At 59.5% G+C, this 20,947-nt stretch carries 24 protein-coding genes; 12 read left to right on the plus strand and 12 right to left on the minus strand.

Annotated elements, in window-relative coordinates:
• Positions 1–2 precede the first annotated feature (2 nt).
• The gene (locus QP981_RS09260) at positions 3–989 is read right to left on the minus strand and encodes an alpha/beta hydrolase (RefSeq protein WP_224784305.1); all 987 of its coding nucleotides are present in this window, start codon (positions 987–989) and stop codon (positions 3–5) included.
• A 77-nt stretch (positions 990–1,066) separates the two neighbouring features.
• On the opposite strand from QP981_RS09260, the gene QP981_RS09265 reads away from it, so the two are divergent.
• From QP981_RS09265 to QP981_RS09275, 3 genes are all read left to right on the plus strand, one after another.
• Positions 1,067–2,011 (plus strand): methionyl-tRNA formyltransferase, encoded by a 945-nt coding sequence (locus QP981_RS09265; protein WP_005325328.1) that lies wholly within the window; start codon positions 1,067–1,069, stop codon positions 2,009–2,011.
• A gap of 65 nt (positions 2,012–2,076) precedes the next feature.
• Positions 2,077–3,093 carry an iron-siderophore ABC transporter substrate-binding protein gene (locus QP981_RS09270; protein ID WP_005291893.1) on the plus strand — a complete coding sequence of 339 codons (1,017 nt, stop codon included), beginning with the start codon at positions 2,077–2,079 and terminating at the stop codon, positions 3,091–3,093.
• 173 nt (positions 3,094–3,266) lie between these two features.
• Positions 3,267–3,905 (plus strand): DedA family protein, encoded by a 639-nt coding sequence (locus QP981_RS09275; RefSeq protein ID WP_005325329.1) that lies wholly within the window; start codon positions 3,267–3,269, stop codon positions 3,903–3,905.
• A 10-nt stretch (positions 3,906–3,915) separates the two neighbouring features.
• Here the strand turns inward: QP981_RS09275 and QP981_RS09280 are convergent, their stop codons facing one another.
• From QP981_RS09280 to QP981_RS09290, 3 genes are read right to left on the minus strand one after another with little or no spacing between them, the layout of a single operon-like run.
• Positions 3,916–4,698, minus strand: a complete 783-nt coding sequence (locus tag QP981_RS09280) for an ABC transporter ATP-binding protein (RefSeq protein ID WP_019176090.1) — start codon at positions 4,696–4,698, stop codon at positions 3,916–3,918.
• A 50-nt stretch (positions 4,699–4,748) separates the two neighbouring features.
• The gene (locus QP981_RS09285; protein WP_005325330.1) at positions 4,749–5,843 is read right to left on the minus strand and encodes a FecCD family ABC transporter permease; all 1,095 of its coding nucleotides are present in this window, start codon (positions 5,841–5,843) and stop codon (positions 4,749–4,751) included.
• Positions 5,843–6,961 (minus strand): FecCD family ABC transporter permease, encoded by a 1,119-nt coding sequence (locus QP981_RS09290; RefSeq protein WP_005325331.1) that lies wholly within the window; start codon positions 6,959–6,961, stop codon positions 5,843–5,845. Before QP981_RS09290 ends, QP981_RS09285 begins: the two co-directional genes overlap by 1 nt.
• 524 nt (positions 6,962–7,485) lie before the next feature.
• On the opposite strand from QP981_RS09290, the gene rpsH reads away from it, so the two are divergent.
• Genes rpsH through rplO form a run of 6 tightly spaced genes read left to right on the plus strand, consistent with a single transcriptional unit; the run spans position 7,486 to position 10,165 of the window.
• Complete coding sequence (rpsH, locus tag QP981_RS09295) at positions 7,486–7,884, plus strand: 30S ribosomal protein S8 (RefSeq protein ID WP_034986964.1); 399 nt, start codon at positions 7,486–7,488, stop codon at positions 7,882–7,884.
• Positions 7,885–7,898: 14 nt separating this feature from the next.
• Positions 7,899–8,435, plus strand: coding sequence for a 50S ribosomal protein L6 (gene rplF, locus QP981_RS09300; protein ID WP_035004244.1), 537 nt, complete (start codon positions 7,899–7,901; stop codon positions 8,433–8,435).
• Entirely contained in the window at positions 8,435–8,845 is a 411-nt protein-coding gene (gene rplR / locus QP981_RS09305; RefSeq protein ID WP_035004242.1) for a 50S ribosomal protein L18, read from the plus strand. The genes rplF and rplR overlap by 1 nt, the downstream gene beginning before the upstream one ends.
• Before the next feature lie 40 nt (positions 8,846–8,885).
• Positions 8,886–9,527, plus strand: coding sequence for a 30S ribosomal protein S5 (gene rpsE / locus QP981_RS09310; RefSeq protein ID WP_012359604.1), 642 nt, complete (start codon positions 8,886–8,888; stop codon positions 9,525–9,527).
• A gap of 3 nt (positions 9,528–9,530) precedes the next feature.
• Positions 9,531–9,716, plus strand: a complete 186-nt coding sequence (rpmD, locus tag QP981_RS09315) for a 50S ribosomal protein L30 (protein ID WP_048733820.1) — start codon at positions 9,531–9,533, stop codon at positions 9,714–9,716.
• 2 nt (positions 9,717–9,718) lie between these two features.
• The gene (rplO, locus tag QP981_RS09320; protein ID WP_012359606.1) at positions 9,719–10,165 is read left to right on the plus strand and encodes a 50S ribosomal protein L15; all 447 of its coding nucleotides are present in this window, start codon (positions 9,719–9,721) and stop codon (positions 10,163–10,165) included.
• Positions 10,166–10,337: 172 nt separating this feature from the next.
• Here rplO and QP981_RS09325 read toward each other — a convergent pair whose 3' ends face one another.
• Together QP981_RS09325 and QP981_RS09330 are read right to left on the minus strand one after the other, a co-directional pair.
• Entirely contained in the window at positions 10,338–11,111 is a 774-nt protein-coding gene (locus QP981_RS09325) for an alpha/beta fold hydrolase (protein ID WP_049181651.1), read from the minus strand.
• A gap of 51 nt (positions 11,112–11,162) precedes the next feature.
• The gene (locus QP981_RS09330; protein WP_070628935.1) at positions 11,163–11,555 is read right to left on the minus strand and encodes a DUF5997 family protein; all 393 of its coding nucleotides are present in this window, start codon (positions 11,553–11,555) and stop codon (positions 11,163–11,165) included.
• A 40-nt stretch (positions 11,556–11,595) separates the two neighbouring features.
• Here QP981_RS09330 and QP981_RS09335 point away from each other — a divergent pair, with 40 nt between their 5' ends.
• Positions 11,596–12,348 carry a type 2 periplasmic-binding domain-containing protein gene (locus QP981_RS09335; protein ID WP_284857902.1) on the plus strand — a complete coding sequence of 251 codons (753 nt, stop codon included), beginning with the start codon at positions 11,596–11,598 and terminating at the stop codon, positions 12,346–12,348.
• A gap of 64 nt (positions 12,349–12,412) precedes the next feature.
• Complete coding sequence (locus QP981_RS09340; RefSeq protein WP_038626150.1) at positions 12,413–13,045, plus strand: GNAT family N-acetyltransferase; 633 nt, start codon at positions 12,413–12,415, stop codon at positions 13,043–13,045.
• A gap of 30 nt (positions 13,046–13,075) precedes the next feature.
• Here QP981_RS09340 and QP981_RS09345 read toward each other — a convergent pair whose 3' ends face one another.
• The 4 genes from QP981_RS09345 to glpX form a co-directional block, all read right to left on the minus strand.
• Positions 13,076–14,674 carry an MDR family MFS transporter gene (locus QP981_RS09345; protein WP_284857903.1) on the minus strand — a complete coding sequence of 533 codons (1,599 nt, stop codon included), beginning with the start codon at positions 14,672–14,674 and terminating at the stop codon, positions 13,076–13,078.
• Complete coding sequence (locus QP981_RS09350; RefSeq protein ID WP_224433652.1) at positions 14,664–15,359, minus strand: TetR/AcrR family transcriptional regulator; 696 nt, start codon at positions 15,357–15,359, stop codon at positions 14,664–14,666. The genes QP981_RS09345 and QP981_RS09350 overlap by 11 nt, the downstream gene beginning before the upstream one ends.
• 234 nt (positions 15,360–15,593) lie before the next feature.
• Positions 15,594–16,994, minus strand: coding sequence for a class II fumarate hydratase (locus QP981_RS09355; protein WP_016423173.1), 1,401 nt, complete (start codon positions 16,992–16,994; stop codon positions 15,594–15,596).
• Between the two features lie 163 nt (positions 16,995–17,157).
• Positions 17,158–18,183 (minus strand): class II fructose-bisphosphatase, encoded by a 1,026-nt coding sequence (gene glpX / locus QP981_RS09360; RefSeq protein WP_005510610.1) that lies wholly within the window; start codon positions 18,181–18,183, stop codon positions 17,158–17,160.
• Between the two features lie 370 nt (positions 18,184–18,553).
• Between glpX and QP981_RS09365 the strand changes: the two genes are divergently transcribed.
• Positions 18,554–19,183, plus strand: a complete 630-nt coding sequence (locus QP981_RS09365) for a DUF4245 domain-containing protein (protein WP_284857904.1) — start codon at positions 18,554–18,556, stop codon at positions 19,181–19,183.
• Between the two features lie 118 nt (positions 19,184–19,301).
• Here QP981_RS09365 and QP981_RS09370 read toward each other — a convergent pair whose 3' ends face one another.
• Entirely contained in the window at positions 19,302–19,592 is a 291-nt protein-coding gene (locus QP981_RS09370) for an exodeoxyribonuclease VII small subunit (RefSeq protein WP_070595522.1), read from the minus strand.
• A gap of 61 nt (positions 19,593–19,653) precedes the next feature.
• Complete coding sequence (gene xseA / locus QP981_RS09375) at positions 19,654–20,889, minus strand: exodeoxyribonuclease VII large subunit (RefSeq protein WP_272707930.1); 1,236 nt, start codon at positions 20,887–20,889, stop codon at positions 19,654–19,656.
• Between the last annotated feature and the right edge of the window lie 58 nt (positions 20,890–20,947).

The following is a 20,947-nucleotide window of genomic DNA, read 5'->3' on the forward strand; positions in this document are numbered from 1 at the left end:
ATTCAGCCCAGCAATTCGGCGAGTGCCGGGATGATCCCGTGGCGCCACATCGCAGGGTCGTGGCCACCGGGCGTGCGGTGATTGGTGGTGGGAAAGCCGCGGCGTGTCAGGGCATCGGCCACTGCATCCACGTGTCGTTGCATGGGCGGCTCTTCTGCACCGCACGTCAGTACGATGCGTGCCAGACCGGAGCCACTGTGAGCCGCAGGATTTTCGAGTGAGGGGCCAGTGAGCTGTGCGGCAATGTCGCCTCCTGCGGGCCCGTCCGAGAGCGTGTCCGCGAGCTCTGCAGAACGGTCAGCGGACCACCAGACGGCAGGGGACTGGGCGATGGCTCCTTTGATTGCAGGCGTGGTTTCGGTGGAAGCCGTAAGAGCTGCGCGCAGGGCGGAGAGACCGCCGAAGCTTTGCCCCACCAGGACTATGTGGCTGCTGTTGATGATCGGCGGAAGCTCGGTGGCCAGTGCGCTGGCGAATGTTTGGGAGGTGTACTCCTCGCTGCGGTCTTTGGCTGCCGGCAGGAAGACGCGGTTGATCTGGGGGATAAGCCCTGCCGTGACTGCCCGGTCCAGTGCGCCCGTGAGGTCATGCAGATGGATCCAGTCATCGCCATCCAAAAACACCACGGTGGTATCCGCACCGCGGTCATCGAGGCGCGCGGTGCAGCGCCTGCCGAATACCTTCCGGTCGATGGACAGGCGTGCGCCGGGCAAGTCCGCGATGACTTCTGGGGAGCGAGGCGGCCAGAGTGTCTGGTCCACAGAATCGCCGCTCAATAGGCTCGCCTGTGGGCCTGCGCCGTGTGCGTTATGTGGATCGGGATATTTCAGCTCGCCGGATTGAAAGCTATAGGTCACTGCTGAGTGCGCCGGGATGCGCACATCGACGGTGGACATCGATTCGGTGAGCTCGACGTTCGAGCGGTAGGGGTCCGGGAAAACGAGGGCTTCCGCATCCGCGGGCACCGAGATTCGGTGAAGGGTGGTCACGTCCGGGGAGTCTGGCATGAAAATTGCGCCACTTTCATCATTGACTACATAGGTAAACCTAAGCTAACATCCCCTGCATGCGAGTTGCTGTTTTCGGCTATCAGTCGTGGGGACACCGGACGTTGTCTGCGGTCATCAATGCTGGTCATGAAGTAGTTTTGGTAGTTACGCACCCTGCCAGCGATCACCCTTATGAGCAAATGTGGGCAGACTCCGTTGAGGAGCTCGCCAGCGAACATGAGCTCCAGGTGTGTGTCACTGAGCGCGTGGGTCAAGACGTCATTGAGGCGTTGCGCGATGCTGCACCAGACATCATCGTGGCCAACAATTGGCGAACCTGGCTTCCTCCCGAGGTTTTCAGCCTGGCCAAGCACGGCGCATTGAATGTCCACGATGGTCTCCTGCCCGAGTACGCCGGATTTTCGCCCATCCTGTGGGCGCTGTTGAACCGGGAAACTCACGTGGGCGTCACTGTGCACGAGATGGATGAAGTGCTGGACGGCGGACCCATCGTTGCCCAGCGCGCGATCCCCGTGGGTCCGCAGGACACCACCACGGATCTCGTGGCCAAGACCATCGACCTCATCGAGCCCCTCGTGGAACGCGCATTGAGTGACGTCGCCCAAGGCACCGCCACTGCGCAACCTCAAGATCCCACCCGCGCTACGTACTTCCACAAGCGCGGCGAGCAGGAATCTCGCATAGATTTCACCCAACCTGCGGAAGATATCGCCTTGCTGGTCAGGGCGCAGTCCGACCCGTACCCCAATGCTTACTTTGAATTCCGAGGCCAGCGCGTCCGCGTGCTTTCCGCGCACGTCTCGCAGGGCCGCTTCGGCGGAACCCCCGGCCGAGTCACCATCCCTCACGAGGGAGGAATCGCGGTGGTCTGTGGATCGCCCCGTGCCAACGTGCCGGCGCCGGCGATTGTTCTGGATCGTGTTCGTCTCGACGACAACTCGGAACTGACCGCCACCGAATTCTTTGGACATAGGGCTGGATATATCCAACCAAAGGTTTGACCTTTCCCTTTTGTGTACGGGCCACGCCTCGCGCGGAAATCCGTCACCAGTAACAACGGAGAAAAATGACACTCAAGAAGATTCTCGTTAGCACCGCTGCTGTGCTGACCTTGGGCGCGGCACTGACCGCTTGCTCGACTGATGACCAGTCCGGAAATTCCGGGGACTCCCAGGCAGTCAACGCCGAGCAGGGCGCATTCCCCACCACCATCGAGCACCGCTACGGCTCCACCGAAATCAAGGAAGCCCCGCAGCGCGTGGTCTCCTTGGGCTACACGGATCAGGACGCACTGCTGGCGCTGGGAGTTACTCCTGTCTCCGTGAAGTACTGGGACGGAATGACCCCGGATGGTCAGGCTGCGGGCAACTGGTCCAATGACAAGATCGAGGGCGACACTCCTCGGATCGACAAGGACACAGAAGTCAACGCGGAAGCCATCGCCAAGGACAATCCAGACCTCATCGTGGCCGTGTACTCGGACATCGATGAAGACACGTACAAGAAGCTGTCTGAGATCGCCCCTGTCGTCGTACAAAAGGGCGAATACGAAGAACTACAGCAACCATGGGACGTGACCACGGAAGAGATCGGGCAGGCCGTGGGCAAGCCTGAAGAGGCAAAGCGCCAGGTGGAGCAGGTCAAGGAGAAGTTCGCAGAGCTCAAGGGCCGCCACCCAGAATGGGCCGAAAAGGAACTCGGCGTGGCCACTGTCTCCGACGAGAGCCTGGCTGTCTTTGCCGAGGGCGATCCGCGTAGCCGCTTCTTCACCGAGCTGGGATTCAAGATCAACCCGGCCTACGCGGGCATCACCAAGGACAAGTTCTACGGTGAGGTCTCCAAGGAAAACGCAGACCAGATCAACTCTGACGTGCTGGTGTGGGATCAACTGTCTTACTCTCCGAAGCAGAGCAAGGCTTCTGTGACCGAGGATCCGATCGTGGGCAAGCTGCCCGCCGTGAAGGACGGACACAGTGTCTACCTGGAAGGCGACCTGGAAAAGGCCTTCGGATGGCAGACCGTGCTGAGCCTGAACTACCTGCTGGACAAGATCGAGCAGCCGTTGGCAGACGCCACGAAGTAGTCTGAATCAACTGCCGAACCGCCCCGCATGAACGTGCTGGGGCGGTTTTGCTGTTGCTGGCTAGGGGACGGGCACTCATGGGGATAACGGATGCACGCTAGGGGCGAGCTGCCTGTATTCCGGTCAGAAACCGGGGTAAGAATAGACCAGTTGTTTTCTAGAAGGGATTCCCTGTGCACTTAAGCGACCTCATGGACGCCACCACCCTGCTCCAGAACTTTGGCGGCTGGGCGCTCGGCGGCATTGCGCTGATTATCTTTATTGAATCCGGCGTGCTCTTCCCGTTCCTCCCCGGCGATTCCATGCTGGTCACCGCGGCAATCTTGCGCGATCAGCTGGGCTTGAACGTTCCGATTCTGGTGGGCGTGGCCATCGTCGCGGCGTTCTTGGGCGACCAGGTAGGTTTCTGGCTCGGCCACCGCTTTGGCCGCAAGTTGTTTAAGCCCGACGCCAAGATCCTCATAACCGAGCACCTCGAACAAGCCGAGGCTTTCTTCCTGAAGTACGGGCCGTTGGCTCTGGTACTGGGGCGCTTCATCCCGATCGTGCGTACCTACATTCCCGTGGCCGCTGGTACCGCGGAGATGCCGTACAAGAAGTTCGTGGGATGGAACGTCACGGGTGCAGTGCTGTGGATTGTCAGCATGGTCGGCATTGGCGTGCTGCTGGGGGATATCCCGGGCATTGCGGATCGCATCGACATGATCGCCATCGTCATCGTGCTGGTGTCTGTGACTCCGGTGGTGATTTCCGCGATGATCAACTGGCGGAAGTCCAAGAAGACTCCCGCCCAGGAGCTGATGGAGGACTAAGCCCTGATCGTCACTTGGGGACGATCAGCGGACCGCCGGTGACAGGATCCTCGATGACTAGCGCGTTGAGGGCAAACGCCTCGAGCAGTAGCTCTGGGGTAATGACCTCGCTGGGACGCCCGGTGGCGAGGACCTGTCCATCCTTCATCACCACGAGATTATCGCTGTAGCGTACAGCCAAGTTGAGATCGTGCAGCACCATCACCACAGTCCGATCCAGCTCTCGGCGTAGACGCTGCACCAGCTCCAAAATCTCTACCGACGTGGCCAGATCCAGGTAGGTGGTGGGCTCGTCCAGGAACAGGATGTCCGTGTTCTGCGCAAGAACCATGGAGATCCACACACGCTGCCGCTGCCCTCCGGACAGAGAATCCAGGGTGCGCTCCGCCAGCCCCATCGAGCCAGTCATTTCCAGCGCCTTGTGCACCTCGGCTTCGTCCGTGGACGACCACTGACGGATCCACGATTGGTGTGGGTGCCGACCGCGCGAGACGAGATCAGCCACGTTGAGTCCCTCCGGGGCGGTAGGGGTTTGTGGCAGCACGCTGATGGTCCGTGCGAGGTCCTTGCGCCTGATGGATGAGATATCGGCGCCGTCTAACAGCACTTCGCCCTCATTCGCCGGAAGGAGACGAGACATGGCTCGCAACAACGTGGATTTGCCGCAGCCATTGGGGCCGATGATTGTGGTGATCTGCCCGCGAGGAAAGTCCACGTCCAAGCCTTCGATGACCGTCCGGTCGCCGTAGCCCACGGCGAGGCCGCGTGCGCTCATGCTGTGCTTCTGAGTCATGTGTCCTTCTTTGTTCGCGGCACTGCTAACTTCCAGGGTGGGATCTTTTCTCATGCCGTGGTTGACCTATTCCGTTGGACCAGCAAATAAATAAGGAACGCACCGCCGATTGCCGAGGTGAGAATGCCCACCGGCAGCTCTACGGGCAGAAGAGTTTGGGTGCTGATATCTGCCAGCAGGAGTAGCGCAGCGCCGGTCAGCGCAGAGGCCAGAAGCGGTGGTGCAGAGCAGTTGCACAAGCGCAGCGCCACCTGTGGGGCCACGAAGGCGACGAACCCGATGGGGCCAGCGGCCGAGACCGCCACTGCTGCCAAAGCCACGGCAGCGGCGAGCAGAAGCACCTGCACACCCTGGACGTTTTGTCCCAAAGCCCGTGCAGTATCCGAGCCCAGCAAGGTGGCTAAAAGTTGGTGACCAATCCAGGCCAGCAGCGGTGTAAACACCAACACAACAATGGCGATGGGCCACATCTTGGACCAGTCCGCAGTGCTCAGGGAGCCAGTAAGCCAGAACTGCGCGGCCGCGGCATCGCGCAACTCCGTGCGGATCATCAGGAAGTTGATATACGAGGTCAACAGAGCAGAGATGATGATGCCGAACAGCACTAGCCGGAAGGAATCAGTCGATCTCCTCCACGCCAGAGCCCACATCACCGTTGCGGTGACAGCCGCACCAAGCACCGCGGCCAAGGGAATGCCGATGCTGCTGAGCCAGCCGAGGAAACCACCAGCGCCACCACCCAGAGTGATGACGGTGACCGCGGCCGCGGACGCGCCCGTAGTGAAGCCCAAGATATCCGGGCTGGCCAGCGCATTGCGAGTCACGGACTGAGTGAGGGCTCCGGATAATCCCAGCGCACAGCCCACCAGAATGGCCGTCAGCGCACGAGGCATGCGCCAATCCAAAACCACCAGACGCTCAATGCGGGTGCCCTGGCCGGTGAACAGCACCTCCAGCACACGAGCCGGGGACACAGGATAGTCACCCAGGCCGATGGAGACCGCCGCTAGCAAGACGATCGCCACGAGCAGCAATAGAGACACCGTCAACGCGCGAGGGCGCCAGACCACAGAAAATGAGCCCACGCGGAATGGCGGGCGCCCAGGGATAGTGGAAGAGGTAGGGCGGGCAAGGAGGGAACTCATTAAATGGCCACCACCCGGCGTCGATAAATAAGGGCGATGAAGAACGGCGCGCCCACGAACGCGAGGATGATGCCTACTTGCAACTCGCCCGGACGAGCGATCAGACGGCCCACCACGTCTGCGAACAGCATCATCACCGCACCCGTCAGGGCAGAGTAAGGGAGGATCCAGCGGTAATCAGGGCCCGTGATGGCGCGCACGAGGTGCGGGACCACCAGGCCGATGAAGGTGATGGGGCCGGCGGCAGCTGTCGCGGCACCGGCCAGCAGTGCGATCAGAGCCATGCCAATCAGGCGGGCGCGCTGGGTGTTGATGCCCAGTCCGGAGGCGATGTCATCGCCCAGATTCAGGAGGTTTAGCTGCGGTGCCGTGATGAACGCCAGCAGGAGGCCCACCAGGATAAACGGCAGCACGCCGTAGAACACGGTGAGATCCCGGCCCGCGATGGAGCCGACGGTCCAGAAGCGCATGCGATCCAGATTGGCATCGTCAGTGAGGATAAAACCGCTGATGATGGCGCTGAGGACCGCGGACAAAGCCGCGCCGCCGAGGACCAGCGTCATTGGATTGGCCTGTCCTCCTCCTATGGACGCCAAACTAAACACCAACGCAGTAGCAGCGATGGCCCCACCGAACGCCCACATGCTGGTAGCCCACACGGACGTCACACCCAGCAAGGAGAAGCTGGCAACCACGGCCAGGGACGCACCGTAGTTGATGCCGAGAATGCCCGTGTCCGCGAGAGGGTTGCGCGTGTGCCCTTGGATCAATGCACCGGAGGCGCCAAGGGCAGCACCGGCGACTAGGCCCAACAGGGTGCGGGGAATGCGGAGCTCGACGATCACGCGCTGATCCACATTCAGCCCCTCCGCGTGGCCGAACGCCGTGCCGAGATCGCGGAACACGGCGGACACTTCTCCAAAAGGGATCTGCCGTGATCCAAACACGATGCTGGCAACGATGCTGGCGAGCAATAGGAGGAAAAGGACGCCGAGGCCGACGAGGCGACGCGGGATTTTACCTGATGGAGCGCTGGCAGAAGCGTCCGCAGTAGCGTCCGCGCGAGACCCCAGGTGTGATTGAGAAGGGGATTGCGCATGCGGGGTAGAGATAGCCATGCATCCCTCCTTGACGCGTGAAAGTCCATGATCTTAACGGGAGCAAGCTTATATGAACAAGGTAAGCCTAATCAAAGTACTACAAGGAGGGATTGTGGAGCTGTGCAGGTGAGTGTGTGAGCCAGCAGGTGCGGCTAGTGAGGTCGGTCGGCCCTGAATGGCGCCGACCCTACACCTCAGCTCTATGCTTCTGAGCAGGGATTTGGACATGTTTTAGCTGGTTGCTAGGCTAGTCAGGTCTTGCCGTAGGTAGGTACCCCCATGTTCTTTTTTTCGACGCTAACGCGTCAAAATCCCGGGAATGCCACATGACCTGCGGAAAGAGTCTCCCGCTACAAGGGAGAAAAACTGTACATCCACTTTGTTACAGGCCCCTCGCCCGAAGCGGCCGCACGGATAAAGGCAGCGAGCACCCCTAACTACTGAGTTAGGCGGAGCGTGAGTAGCCAGCGATCGTGCGGTACACGCGATTCATCAAGGGTGAGCACGGGAACCGTAACGAAAAAGGCAACAGGTCACTTCACATGACCATGACTGATCCGATTGCGGACATGTTGTCACGAGTGCGCAACGCAAACAATGCGTTCCACGACACCGTGTCTATGCCATCCTCCAAGATCAAGGCCAACATCGCCGAAATCTTGAAGCAGGAAGGCTACATCGCCGACTACTCCGTTAACGACGAGACCGTCGGCAAGACCCTGGAGCTTAACCTGAAGTACGGCCCATCTCGCGAGCGTTCCATCGCTGGCGTGCGTCGTGTTTCCAAGCCGGGTCTGCGCGTTTACGCAAAGTCCACTAATCTGCCAAAGGTTCTCGGTGGCCTGGGCGTGGCTATTATCTCCACGTCCCAGGGTCTGCTGACTGACCGTGAGGCCAACAACAAGGGCGTGGGCGGAGAAGTCCTCGCCTACGTCTGGTAAGAGGAGGTTTAACCATGTCTCGTATTGGCAAGGCACCGGTGACCGTCCCCTCTGGCGTCACCGTCACCATCAACGGCCAGAACGTTGAAGTCAAGGGTCCTAAGGGCACCCTGGCTGAAGAGATTCCGGCACCAATCACCGTGGCTCAGGAAGGCGAAGAACTCGTCGTCTCCCGCCCCGATGACCGCCGCAAGAACCGTTCCCTGCACGGCCTGTCCCGCTCCCTGATCAACAACATGGTCGTGGGCGTTACTACTGGCTACACCATCAAGATGGAAATCTTCGGTGTGGGTTACCGTGTGCAGCTCAAGGGCCAGAACCTGGAGTTCGCACTGGGCTACTCTCACCCAGTCCTGATTGAGGCGCCTGAGGGCATCAAGTTTGCCGTCGACGGAAACACCAAGTTCTCCATCGAAGGCATCAACAAGCAGCAGGTTGGACAGATCGCCGCTAACATCCGCCGTCTGCGGAAGGATGACCCATACAAGGGTAAGGGCATCCGTTACGAAGGCGAGCAGGTCCGTCGCAAGGATGGAAAGACGGGTAAGTAATGAGCAACAACGCAACGAACAAGGAAGGCCAGCGTTTGCCGGTGGGCAAGGACATCTCCACCCGCCGTCGCAACGCTCGCGCACGTCGCCACTTCCGTATCCGCAAGACCCTGTCCGGCACCCCAGAGACTCCACGTCTCGTTGTGCACCGTACCTCTCGTCACATGCACGTTCAGGTCATCGACGACACCGTCGGTCACACCCTGTGCGCTGCGTCCACCCTCGAAGCAGAGGTCCGTGGAGTCGAGGGCGACAAGAAGGCACGTGGCGCCAAGGTTGGCGAACTGATCGCACAGCGTGCGAAGGAAGCTGGCATCGAGGCAGTCGTCTTCGACCGCGCTGGCTACCAGTACCACGGCCGCGTCGCCGCTCTGGCTGACGCCGCCCGCGAAGGTGGTCTGAAGTTCTAATGACCACCAACACCATGAACTCCAACGGAAGGAACGCGTGATGTCGGAACGTGACCGTAACGGCGGACGCTCCGCCGATAACAACCGCAACGATCGCAACGAGCGCGGCGGCCGCAACGACCGCGGTGGCCGTAACGATCGTCGCAACAACCAGCAGGACGAGCGCAACCAGTACATCGAGCGCGTCGTCACCATCAACCGTGTGTCCAAGGTCGTCAAGGGTGGTCGTCGCTTCAGCTTCACCGCTCTGGTGATCGTGGGTGACGGCCAGGGCATGGTCGGTGTCGGCTACGGCAAGGCCAAGGAAGTCCCGGCTGCTATCCAGAAGGGTGCCGAGGAAGCTCGCAAGAACTTCTTCCGTGTCCCGATGATCAACGGCACCATCACCCACCCGGTGCAGGGCGAGGCCGCAGCAGGCGTCGTCATGCTGCGTCCGGCTGCACCAGGTACCGGTGTTATCGCCGGTGGCGCAGCCCGCCCGGTGCTGGAGTGCGCTGGCGTCCAGGACATTCTCTGCAAGTCGCTCGGCTCGCCGAACGCCATCAACGTTGTTCACGCAACGGTGGCCGGCCTCAAGGAGCTCGTGCGCCCAGAAGAGGTCGCCGCACGTCGTGGCAAGAGCCTCGAAGAGGTTGCTCCGGCAGCCATGCTGCGCGCTCGTGCTGCAGGACAGGGGGCATAACCCATGGCACTGAAGATCCGTCAGATCAAGGGCACTGTTGGTAGGAAGCAGAACCAGCGTGACACGCTGCGTTCCCTCGGCCTGAAGCGCATCGGTCAGGAGATCATCCGCGAAGACAACGCTGTCACCCGCGGCATGGTCCACACCGTTCGCCACCTGGTCGAGGTTGAAGAAGTGGCAGGGGAGTAAAAATGAGCGATCCAATCAAGCTCCACGACCTCCGTCCGGCCAAGGGTGCAAACAAGGCCAAGACCCGCGTGGGTCGTGGTGAAGCATCCAAGGGTAAGACCGCTGGTCGTGGTACGAAGGGCACCAAGGCCCGCAACAAGGTTCCTGCATACTTTGAGGGTGGCCAGATGCCACTGCAGATGCGTCTGCCGAAGCTCAAGGGATTCAAGAACAACAACAAGGTCATCTTCCAGGTCGTGAACGTCTCCGACCTCGAGAAGGCCTTCCCGAACGGCGGCGACGTCGCAGTTGCCGACCTCGTCGCAGCTGGCCTGGTCCGCGCTAAGCAGCCGGTCAAGGTTCTGGGCAACGGCGAGATCAGCGTCAAGCTGAACGTCACCGCACAGAAGTTCTCGGGCTCCGCTAAGGAGAAGATCGAGAAGGCAGGCGGCTCCGTCACGGAGGCTTAAGCCTGATCAACGCCACCCGGCGAGGGGCTTTCCCCTCCCGGTAGCGTCGCAGCAAGACCCCGCATGGTGCATCACGCACCGGCGGGGTCTTCTGCTTTCTGTGACCTGCGCGCCTAGCAGGCCGGAAACTTGGGTTAAGTAAAGAAAAGTGTGTCTTTTCTTTACTTAACCCCTAGTCGGCAATCCCATCAATGTGCGCCAGCAGAGCAGAGTTGTAGTACTCCGGGGTCTCCTGGTTAAGCAGGTGCTTGGCCGGCGAAATGACGACCATGGTCGAGCCCGCGATGCCGTCGTGAAGCGAAGTGACGACGTCGAGTGACGTAGAGGTGTCTTGCTTGCCGGCGATGACCAGCGTCGGAGCGGTGATCTCGGCGAGGCGCTCGCGGGTGTCGAAGCGGGACAGTGCTCCGCAGGCGCCGATGTAGCCGTCATCGGGGCAATCTGCGATCATGTCGCGGAAGCGGGCGGGGAGCTCAGGGGTGGTGTCGAAGCACTCGTCGGTAAACCAGTTGCGGACGACAGCGTCTGCGAGCTCGACCGTGCCCTTGTCGCGCACGAGCTCGGCCTTTTCCTGCCAGGCCTCGGGTGTACCGAATTTCGGCGCCGTCGACGACAGTGTCAGGCTGACCACACGATCGGCGTGTTCTAGTGCGATGGTCTGGGCGATAGCGCCGCCGAGGGATAGTCCCACAAAATGTGCGCGGTCAACATCCTCCTCGTCGAGGACCTCGATGATGTCGGCGGCCAAGTGGCTCATGTCCCACTCACCCTCGGGGATAGGGGATTCGCCATGGCCACGGACATCTGGCGTGATGACCTGGTACTTTTCGCTCAAAGCGGCTACCTGTGGCTCCCACATCCCCTGTGTGGTGCCCAGCGAGCCAATCAGGACAACCGTACCGTTGCCCTTGTGGTTGATTGCATGTGCGGTGTAGTCGATGGCCACGAGGATCCTCCTTGAAGACGTCGGCTGTGTCTGCTGTGTCTGCTGTGTCTGCTATTTCTCGGCGTTGCGAGCAGCTTCGGCGGCAGCCCGACCAGGGCCGTCGTCCTTCTTGGACTCTGCCTCAGCGGCTTCCGCGCGCTGCTTCGCCATGGACTCACGAGCGGCCTCCAGCCACCCCGGCATCTGCTCGAGCAAATCCTTAATCTCCGCCGTTGTCAGCGGCTTGTCCATGTCATTCTTCTTCAACGCCGTGATAGTAATGCCCAGCTTGCGGGCAACTTCCGGGCGCGGGTGCGGTCCGTTGCGGCGTAGCTCAGCGAGCCACTCCGGCGGATTGGACTGCAGTTCCGCAAACTGCGCGTGCGAAATCTCACCAGTGCGAAATTCCTCGGGTGTGGCCGGGAGGAAAATGCCAAGTTTCTTGGCTGCGGTTAGGGGTTTCATGGGTTCAACGCTAGCACCCATTCGAGTAACCTTGCGGAGTATGTCGACTCCTGAACCCGCCGTCCTGCGCATCGTGTTCGCCACCGGCACCAGTCCCGAGAAGTGGTTTCGCCGCTTTAGAGATCGGATTCCGGGAACACTGCACACCCACGCCGCCGACGATCCGATGTCCGACCTGGTCGGCGGTGCCGCTGACATGGTGCTGGTTCGGTTAGAGTCCGAAGGCTCGCTGCCCGAGTCGCTCCATCGCATCCGGCTTTACGACGAAGCCTGGGGCGTGGCCTACGAAAAAGAACACGTATTCTCCCTCACAGAGTCCGTGCCGGAGGAGCTGTTGGCGGACGAAACTGTGCTGCTGACCTCCGTGGATGCGGACGAGCTGCGACAGATGCTGCCTGTCGCAGCCACTGGTGCAGGTGTCGTAGTGGGGCCTCGCACGATTTTGAAGGCGCTATCGAAGAAGGCGGTGGCCTCATCGAACTTGGTGGCTGAGGAAGGTGCCACAGATCCGCTGTCCCGAACAGCTATTTGGTTGGTGTGGCCGAAAGCAGAGGACGACGAGCTCCGGCAGGAGTTCGTCGGCATTGTCCAGGGGCGTCGGGAGGGATCGACACGCACGCAGCTGGGGCGCAGGAAGGCTGACGAAGCTCCAAAGAAGTTGTCGGCCCGAGAAAAGACGCTTGCTAAGCAAGCCCGTCGGCAGCGCGCTGGGGCCGTCGTAAAGCATGCGCGCAGTGGCCGTGGCGGACGTCGAAGCGGTGGCGGAAGCGGGCGACCACGCAGGAGAAAGTAATCTTTTTACAATATTTTTGGCGTTTCGTTCGACGTGCGCGAAAAAATTAGCCACACTTGTAGTTATGGCTGAAAAGAAGCGCGATTTCACGATCCGAATGATGCGTGAAGAGGACTATCCACAGATCCAAGAAATCTATGAGATTGGCCTTGATACGGGGCACGCGTCCTGGGAGCACTCCGCTCCCGAATGGGACGAATTTATCGCTCTAAAGCGCGTTGACCTGTGTTATGTCGCAGTCGATGCGGAGAATCCAGACAAGATTTTGGCATGGGCATCAGCCGCGCCAGTGTCCAAGCGCCCGATTTTCAATGGCGTCATTGAAGACTCCATCTACGTCCACCCTGACGGGCAGGGCATGGGGCTGGCGGCGACGCTGCTGCAGAAGCTTATCGACGATGCCACGGAGCGCGGCTGCTGGTCGATTCACTCGTGGGTCTTCCCGGAGAATGTGGGATCGCTAAAGCTGCATCGAAAGCTCGGCTTCCGTGAAGTGGGGATTTACCACCACATGGCAAAGATGACCTACGGCCCAATGGCGGGGCAGTGGCGCGATGTCATTATTTTGGAAAAGCTCCTGGAAAAGCCAGAGGAGCGCGCACTGAAGCGCGTCCAGGAAGAAGCAGAAGCCGCCGGTGAGCCGAACCGTCCGATTCTAGACAAGCTCGACCGCGCCGACGGCCAGGTGGGGGCATAGCTGCCGGGAGCCGCGGCTCCCGCGAATTAATTATTCGACGGTTTCCTTCAACGGATCCTCGCGAACAAAGAACACAATGATTGCTGCCAGAATAATCACTGGCATTAGTACCAAGAAGATCGGCGTCAAACCATCGTTGTAGCTGGAGATCAGCGCTTCATGGATTGGCGCCGGCATGCTATCCAGCACATGCGGCGTCAGTGAACCAATCGACTTAGAGGAAAAGCCCTCCGGGCCCATCTGCTTTGCGAACTCTGCTGCAGCCTCCGGTGATGCGGCCTTGATCTGTTCGACAGCAGCCGGAACGCGTTCGCCTGCCAGGTCCTTCATGCGGTGGATGAAAATCGAACCCACAATGGAGGAACCGACCGCACCACCAATCTGGCGGAAGAAGTTATTCGCAGCGGTAGCGGTACCGACCATCGCGACCGGGAAGGAGTTCTGCACGATGAGAACTAGAACCTGCATGCCGGTGCCCAGGCCGAAGCCCATGATGAACAGGTACACACCAACCTGCCACAGCGGGGTGGTGGTCTCCAGCGTGGACAGCAAGTAGAGGGAGACAGCCATAATCATCAGGCCGACGAAGGGGTAGAAGCGATACTTACCAGTCCGCGAAATAATCTGGCCAACGCCAATTGAGGTGAGCAGCATGCCGACCATCATCGGCGTCATCATCAAACCTGCAGCGGTCGGTGACATTGAGTGCACCATCTGCAGGTAGGTCGGAATATAGGCCATAGTGCCGAACATCGCGATACCCAGAATGAGACCCGACACAGTCGTGAGCACGAAGTTCCGGTTATTAAACAAGTGCGTCGGAATCAGTGGGTTGGAAACGCGAGTCTCGGTGAGGAAGAACAGCACCCAGGAAACGACAGAGGCAACGATAAGCGAGATGATGACCCCGGAGTTCCAGTCGTACTGTGTACCGCCCCACGTGGTGGTGAGAATTAGCGTCGAGGCAGCGGCAGTCAAGAACATCGTGCCGATGTAGTCGAAGTTTCCTTCACTCTGGCGTCGGGGCAGCTTCAGGAAGGCCGCAGCTGCCGATAGTGCAACCACGCCCATCGGGACGTTGATCCACAGGCCCCAGCGCCAGCCCGGGCCGTCGGTGAACCAGCCTCCCAGCACTGGTCCCAGCACGGAACTCAGACCGAACACAGCACCCATGATGCCCATGTACTTACCGCGCTGGCGTGCGGGAATAACCTCGGCCAGGATGGCCTGTGAGGAAACCATCAATGTACCGCCAGCAAATCCCTGAAAAGCGCGGGCGGCGATGAGCAGGCTCATGGAGCTGGTGACTGCACCCATGACGGAACCGATTATGAACAGAGCGATGCCCATCATGAACAGGCCCTTGCGCCCAATCATGTCACCGAGCTTGCCGACAATCGGCATTGCCACAGTCTGTGCCAACAGGAATGCAGAAATAACCCACGACATGTGGTCAACTCCGCCGAGCTCGCCGACGATGGTCGGCAGGGCGGTGGCGAAAATCATCTGCCCCAGCGAGCTCATCAGCATAGTGAGAATGAGCGCGAAGAAGATGATTCCCAAGTGGGACTTGTTGCCAGAAACCGTGGTGTCGGTTTGTCCTTGAGCAGTGGTGTTGCTAGCTGTCACTATTCCTCCTCCAAAAATTTTTAACGACGTCGGCGGCGTCGTGAAGCGGTGTGTCTGTTGTGAATTCGTCCCGATGAGCCGATGAGTAGAGCACGCATTCGCGGACGAAACCGACTGACAGGGCTACCTCGTGCTCGACGGGCAGCTCGGGGTGCGTGCGCGACTGTGGATTCACCTCGAAATAGCGCTCAAATGCGGACCGGACGCGGCGCATTGAGCTGCCAAAATTGGAAATGACAACCGTCGAGAGCTTTGGCTCATTGCGCAAAATCTCGCGGATACGCTCCTTGAGCATGCAGTGAAATTCCTCGGTTGCCCCCAGCTCTTTATATCGGAGTAGCTGGGCCCGCTGCTTTTTCTCGATGAAATTGAGCATGTCCGCGATGGGGTCTTGGTGGGTTTGGGCGAGGAATGTCTCTTCATCGTCAGCATCGAATGACATGATGCCGTTGCCGAAGATGGATTGATCCTTGGAGTCGAAGTAATTGAAGAATGTGCGTCGACTGATATTGACCCGCTGGCAGATGTCTTCGATGTTGACGTGGTCGTATCCGCGATCCAACACAAGAGTGGTTGCGGCATCGGCCAAAGCGCAGTGTGTTTGAAACCTTTTGAGCTCCCGGAGACTGCATTCGGGACGTTCGCCCGGGTCCAATCTGGGAGAAGCTTTTTCATCAATCTGCACAAGGTGCAAAGTTACACCGAGTGCAATGTGGTGGCAAGTTGACTAATCAACATAAAGTTTGCCGCAGGGCGCATCCCCGGCGGTATGGCAGGGGTCGAATGGGGGACACGAAGTCACTCTCCGATCATTGCGAATGGAGAGTACCAAAACAAAGGACCCCGGAGTCTCTCAACGAAGTGAGACTCCGGGGTCTTATACGGAAGGTGCATTCACACCTTTGAGCTCAGAAAAGAACTAGTCACGATCAGTGTTGGCCATTGCCAGCACGTCGAGGCGCTTGTCCAGCTCTTCCTCGGTCAGCTTCTCGCCGTCGACGAAGCCCATGTCGATAACAGTCTGACGGATGGTCTTACCTTCCTTCAGAGCAGTCTTAGCGACCTTAGCTGCGTTCTCGTAGCCGATGGCGGAGTTCAGCGGGGTCACAATCGACGGGGAGGACTCAGCCAGAGTCTTCATACGCTCAACGTTCGGCTCGATGCCGTCCACCAGCTTCTCGGCGAAGACGCGTGCGGTGTTCGCCAGCAGCTTAGCGGACTCCAGCACGTTACGTGCCATGACCGGGATGAAGACGTTCAGCTCGAATGCGCCGTTAGCGCCAGCAAACTCAACAGCGGTGTCGTTGCCCAGAACCTGCGCTGCGACCTGGGTGGCAGTCTCGCACAGAACCGGGTTGACCTTACCCGGCATGATGGAGGAACCCGGCTGCAGATCCGGCAGGTGAATCTCAGCAAGGCCGGTCAGCGGGCCGGAGCCCATCCAGCGAATGTCGTTAGCGATCTTGTTCAGGGAGACTGCGACGGTGCGCATAGCGCCGGAGAATTCGACCAGGGCATCGCGGTTAGCCTGAGCCTCGAAGTGGTTCTGAGCCTCGCGCAGCTCCTTGATGCCGGTCAGTTCGACGAGCTCAGCGGTGACCTTGGCACCGAAGTCCGCCGGGGTGTTCAGGCCGGTGCCAACAGCGGTACCACCGATTGGCAGCTCGCCCAGACGCGGCAGGGTGGCCTCGATGCGCTCAATGCCAGCCTCAATCTGGCGAGCGTAACCCGAGAACTCCTGACCCAGGGTCACCGGGACAGCGTCCATCAGGTGAGTGCGGCCGGACTTAACAACGGTCTCCCATTCCTTGGCCTTCTTAGCCAGGGACTCCTGCAGAACCTTCAGTCCCGGGACGAGGTCCTTGACAGCTGCCTCGGTTGCTGCGACGTGAGTGGCAGTCGGGAAGGTGTCGTTGGAAGACTGACCCATGTTGACGTGGTCATTCGGGTGAACCTCAACGCCGTTGGCCTTTGCGATGGACGCAATGACTTCGTTGGTGTTCATGTTGGAAGAAGTGCCCGAACCGGTCTGGAAGACGTCAATCGGGAACTCAGCATCGTGCTTGCCTTCGGCAATTTCCTTGGCAGCGGCGACGATGGCATCTGCCTGCTCAGCAGACAGCAGGCCGCGCTCCTTGTTGACGATGGCGCAAGCTGCCTTCAGCAGACCCATAGCGCGAATCTGTGCAGACTCCAGCGGACGGCCGGAAATCGGGAAGTTCTCAACTGCACGCTGAGTCTGTGCGCGCCACAGGGCGTTAACCGGAACCTTAACCTCGCCCATGGTGTCGTGCTCGATGCGGAACTGCTGCTCTGTCATTCGTTGCCTCTTTCAGTTAGGGGAACTTGAGTGCGCGCAGAACGACCCCTCATTGCGCATGCAATTTTCATGCGATGCAGAACCGTTAGCGCATTCGTCTTCAAGTATGAATCAGTTTGTTAAAAAAGTGGTGCCCTGAGGGCACCACTAAAGGGGTAGTTACTTACAGATCGATGTCAGGCATCTCGCCCTTGCCGTAGTCGATGCTGGCGTACTTGCGCAGCTTCTCCAGGGAGTGGAAAGCCTCGATGCGACGAATGGTGCCGGACTTGGAGCGCATAACCAGCGAGCGGGTCCACGCGCCGTTACCGCGGTAAGCGACACCGCGCAGCATGTCACCGTTGGTGACACCAGTGGCAACGAAGTAGCAGTTGTCGGATGCGACCAGGTCATCGGTGGTCAGAACACGAGAAAGATCGTGCCCAGCGTCGAGAGCCTTCTTTATTTCGGCCTCATCGCGCGGGTGCAGTTTGCCCTGGATTTCGCCGCCCATACACTTCATGGCGCATGCGGTGATGACACCTTCTGGGGTGCCGCCGACGCCCATCATGATATCGACCGAGTTCGTGTTCTGAGCTGCGGCAACAGCGCCAGCAACGTCACCATCGCCAATCAGTCGAACCTTGGCGCCAGCTTCGCGGATGTCACGAATCATGTCAGCGTGGCGCGGGCGATCCAGCACGACAACAGTGACATCTTCCGGACGCAGCCCCTTGGCCTTAGCAACGACCTTGATGTTGTGCTCAACTGGAGCCTCGATGTCAATCTTGCCGGCAGCCTCCGGGCCAACAGCAATCTTATCCATGTAGAACACAGCCGACGGGTCGTACATGGAGCCGCGGTCTGCAGCAGCAAGAACAGCGATAGAGTTCGGGCGGCCCTCTGCCATCAGAGTCGTGCCGTCAATCGGGTCAACCGCGATGTCAACGGCCGGGCCTTGGCCGTTGCCGACCTTTTCGCCGTTGAACAGCATCGGGGCTTCGTCCTTTTCGCCCTCGCCAATAACAACGACACCGTTCATAGCCACGGTGTTGATGAGCTGACGCATGGCATCGACGGCAGCGCCGTCGCCCTTTTCCTTCTGACCACGACCGACCCACTGACCAGCTGCCAGTGCAGCGGACTCAGTAACTCGGACGAGCTCCATCGCAAGGTTGCGATCTGGTGCTTCAGGATTCGAGGCGTTCATTGACTTCTGGCCCTTCCGTGGTTTTTGAGAACTCTTTTGAGGTTTGAGAATGTGCTGGGAGACGCCACGCCAGGAAACTGGGGTTTAGCGTTGCAACAATTTCTATTGATTGATGTTTGGCGCATCAGTTTTAGCGCCTTTGCATCTGTTACTAGTGTTCCACCTTTTTGGTGTTCGGGGGTGGACGCAGCGCCAAAGTGGGGGGAGTTTCAGGGCTAAACCCCCACATCACGCGGGTATCAAGAGTTTGTTCCGGCGTCAGTTCGCTTGACGACGTGGACAGCGTCCGTCATCAAGTATTTCTAGTCGCAGCTGTGCGGATGCGACTGATGACTAGGTTCGTTGCGGGGCCTTTGGCATACTTGAGCGCGTGGCGAATGAGAAACCTAGGATTTTGCAGGACAGTCGAGACATGATTCTCACCCTCGTGGTGATGTTTCTTGCGGTGGCTGTCACCATTGGCTTTACCGGCCTGTGCAGTTTTAACCCCGGGAAGCCGGAAAACGGTCCGGTGCGCGAAGTCGATGCCGCCCCATTCGTGAACGTGGAGGCTCGGCGCGTGGACTATCCAGTTCGCCTGCCGAAGGTGCCTGAGGGCTGGACTTCAAACTCGACCCGCGCGGGTATGGCGGCGGGGAAGCAGACGACCATTATTGGCTATGTCACCGCTAGCGGAGCATTCATTCAGGTCACGCAAACAGATGCGGAAGCAGGTCAGCTGCCGTCTGATGGTAAGAACCGTCTCCGGGACGGTACTACTGACGTGGAAGGTACAACCTGGACTAAGTATGAGCCGGCTGAGGACAACGTGCGTCGCGTATGGGTTGGGGACCTCGGTGACTCCCGCGCAATTATCGAGGGCACTGCCAACGACGAGGAGTTCACACAGTTGGCGGCGGCATTGCAGAAGGCCGAGCCAATTGATCCGGACACGACAATGCCGGATTCGTCACAGCCGCAGCAGACTGCTTCCGAGATGCCGTCGGCACCAGCAAAGTAGGCCGAGTCGAGCACTCACCTGGAGTGGTAATCCCGACTAGGGCCATATAATAGCTGAACTCAGCTATCAGCGAAGAGACGAGAAACGATATGAACTGACAATCGTTTCTCGTCTCTTTTTAGTCCTCATCGCCCACATTCTCGGCAGAAGCCGCGACATCCTGATTCTTGCTGGCCAAGGCGGCTTCAACCTTTGCCCGGGCGCCAGCCAAATGCTCCTCGCAGCGGCGGGCCAGCGCCTCGCCTCGCTCCCACAGCGCCAGGGATTCATCCAGGCTCATCTGTCCGAGTTCTAGGAGCTTGACGGTCTCGACCAGCGCATCTCGAGCCTGCTCGTAGCTCAGGTTCTCCACCGGTACCTGTTCCTCCGAAGAGGGAGCCTGACCCGCGCCGAAAACATTGTCATTCATTAGCGAATACGTCCTTCACATTTAGTAGTTAAAGCTTCAAGGTTGGAAAAGTCATTGCTTACTAATTCGCCGGCTTCGTAGCTAGCGTCGCTGCAGAGATGGAGCCGTCACTGACGCGAATTCGCAGTTGGGAACCCATCGGAGCATCTGCAATAGAGGTCACAATCTGTGGTTCCGGCTGAGTAGCCGATTGTGCCTGCACGATGGCATAGCCGCGAGCGAGTGTGGCAGAGGGGCCAAGTGCTGAAACCTTGCCGCGCAATCCCGATACCACGGCTTCCTCACGTTCCAGACTGCGGTGGATGAGAAAACGCAGCCGATCAACCTGCGCCGTGACAAACTCTTCACGCACGCGGATGGGAGTGAGCGGATCGCGCAGTACCGGCCGCGACGTCAAATCCCGCAGAGTCGCTACTTCACGGTCAACCCATCGTCGCAGAGATGCCGAGGAGCGCTCACGCAGCTGTGCAATGAGGCGTCGTTCCTCAGCAGCATCGGGCACTGTTTTCTTTGCCGCATCCGTCGGTGTGGCAGCACGTAAATCAGCGACGTAATCCAACAGCGGAGTATCCGGCTCGTGCCCGATTGCAGAAACCACCGGTGTTGTCGCCTTACTCACCGCACGAATCAGAGCCTCATCTGAAAAAGGCAGCAAATCTTCGACACTGCCACCGCCACGGGCGACGATGATGACATCAACCTCCGGGTCGGCGTCGAGCTGTGCAAGCGCCTCAATAATCTCCGGAACAGCCTTGGCACCCTGCACAATCGTGTTGATTACCCGGAAATTCACCTCGGGCCAGCGGGCGCCCGCGACCGAAAGCACATCGCGTTCAGCCGCTGAACCGCGACCAGTAATCAACCCGATCTTGTTGGGGAGATAGGGCAGAGGGCGTTTCAGCCGTGGATCAAAAAGTCCTTCCGCCGCTAGCGCCTGGCGCAGCTGTTCCAACCGCGCCAATAGTTGCCCCAACCCCACGGGTCTCCACTCCGTAGCCCACAGGGAAAACTGCCCCCGCCCGGCATAAAACGCAGGCTTGCCCAAAACCACTACGCGGTCGCCGTTGCGCAACGGATTATTGCGCAGAGCCGCCGTAGAACAAGTCACCGACACCGAAAACTCCGCGGAGGTGTCACGCAGAGTGATGTAGGAGAGCTTCCAGCTCGGCTTGGAGTTGACCTGGGCGATTTCCCCCTCGACCCAAATCTGTCCAAGGCGCTCAATGTAGTCCTTGACTAACTGGTTCAGGCGTCGAACCTGAACCGGTTTCTCGGCCGACGTTTCCAATTTCGACATACATCAACACTTACACGATGGCGCGGATTGCCCTGCTAATAAACGCACGTTGCCCACA

This window comes from Corynebacterium sp. MSK047 (assembly GCF_030232285.1).
In the GTDB taxonomy this organism is placed as follows: Bacteria; Actinomycetota; Actinomycetes; order Mycobacteriales; family Mycobacteriaceae; genus Corynebacterium; species Corynebacterium jeikeium_D.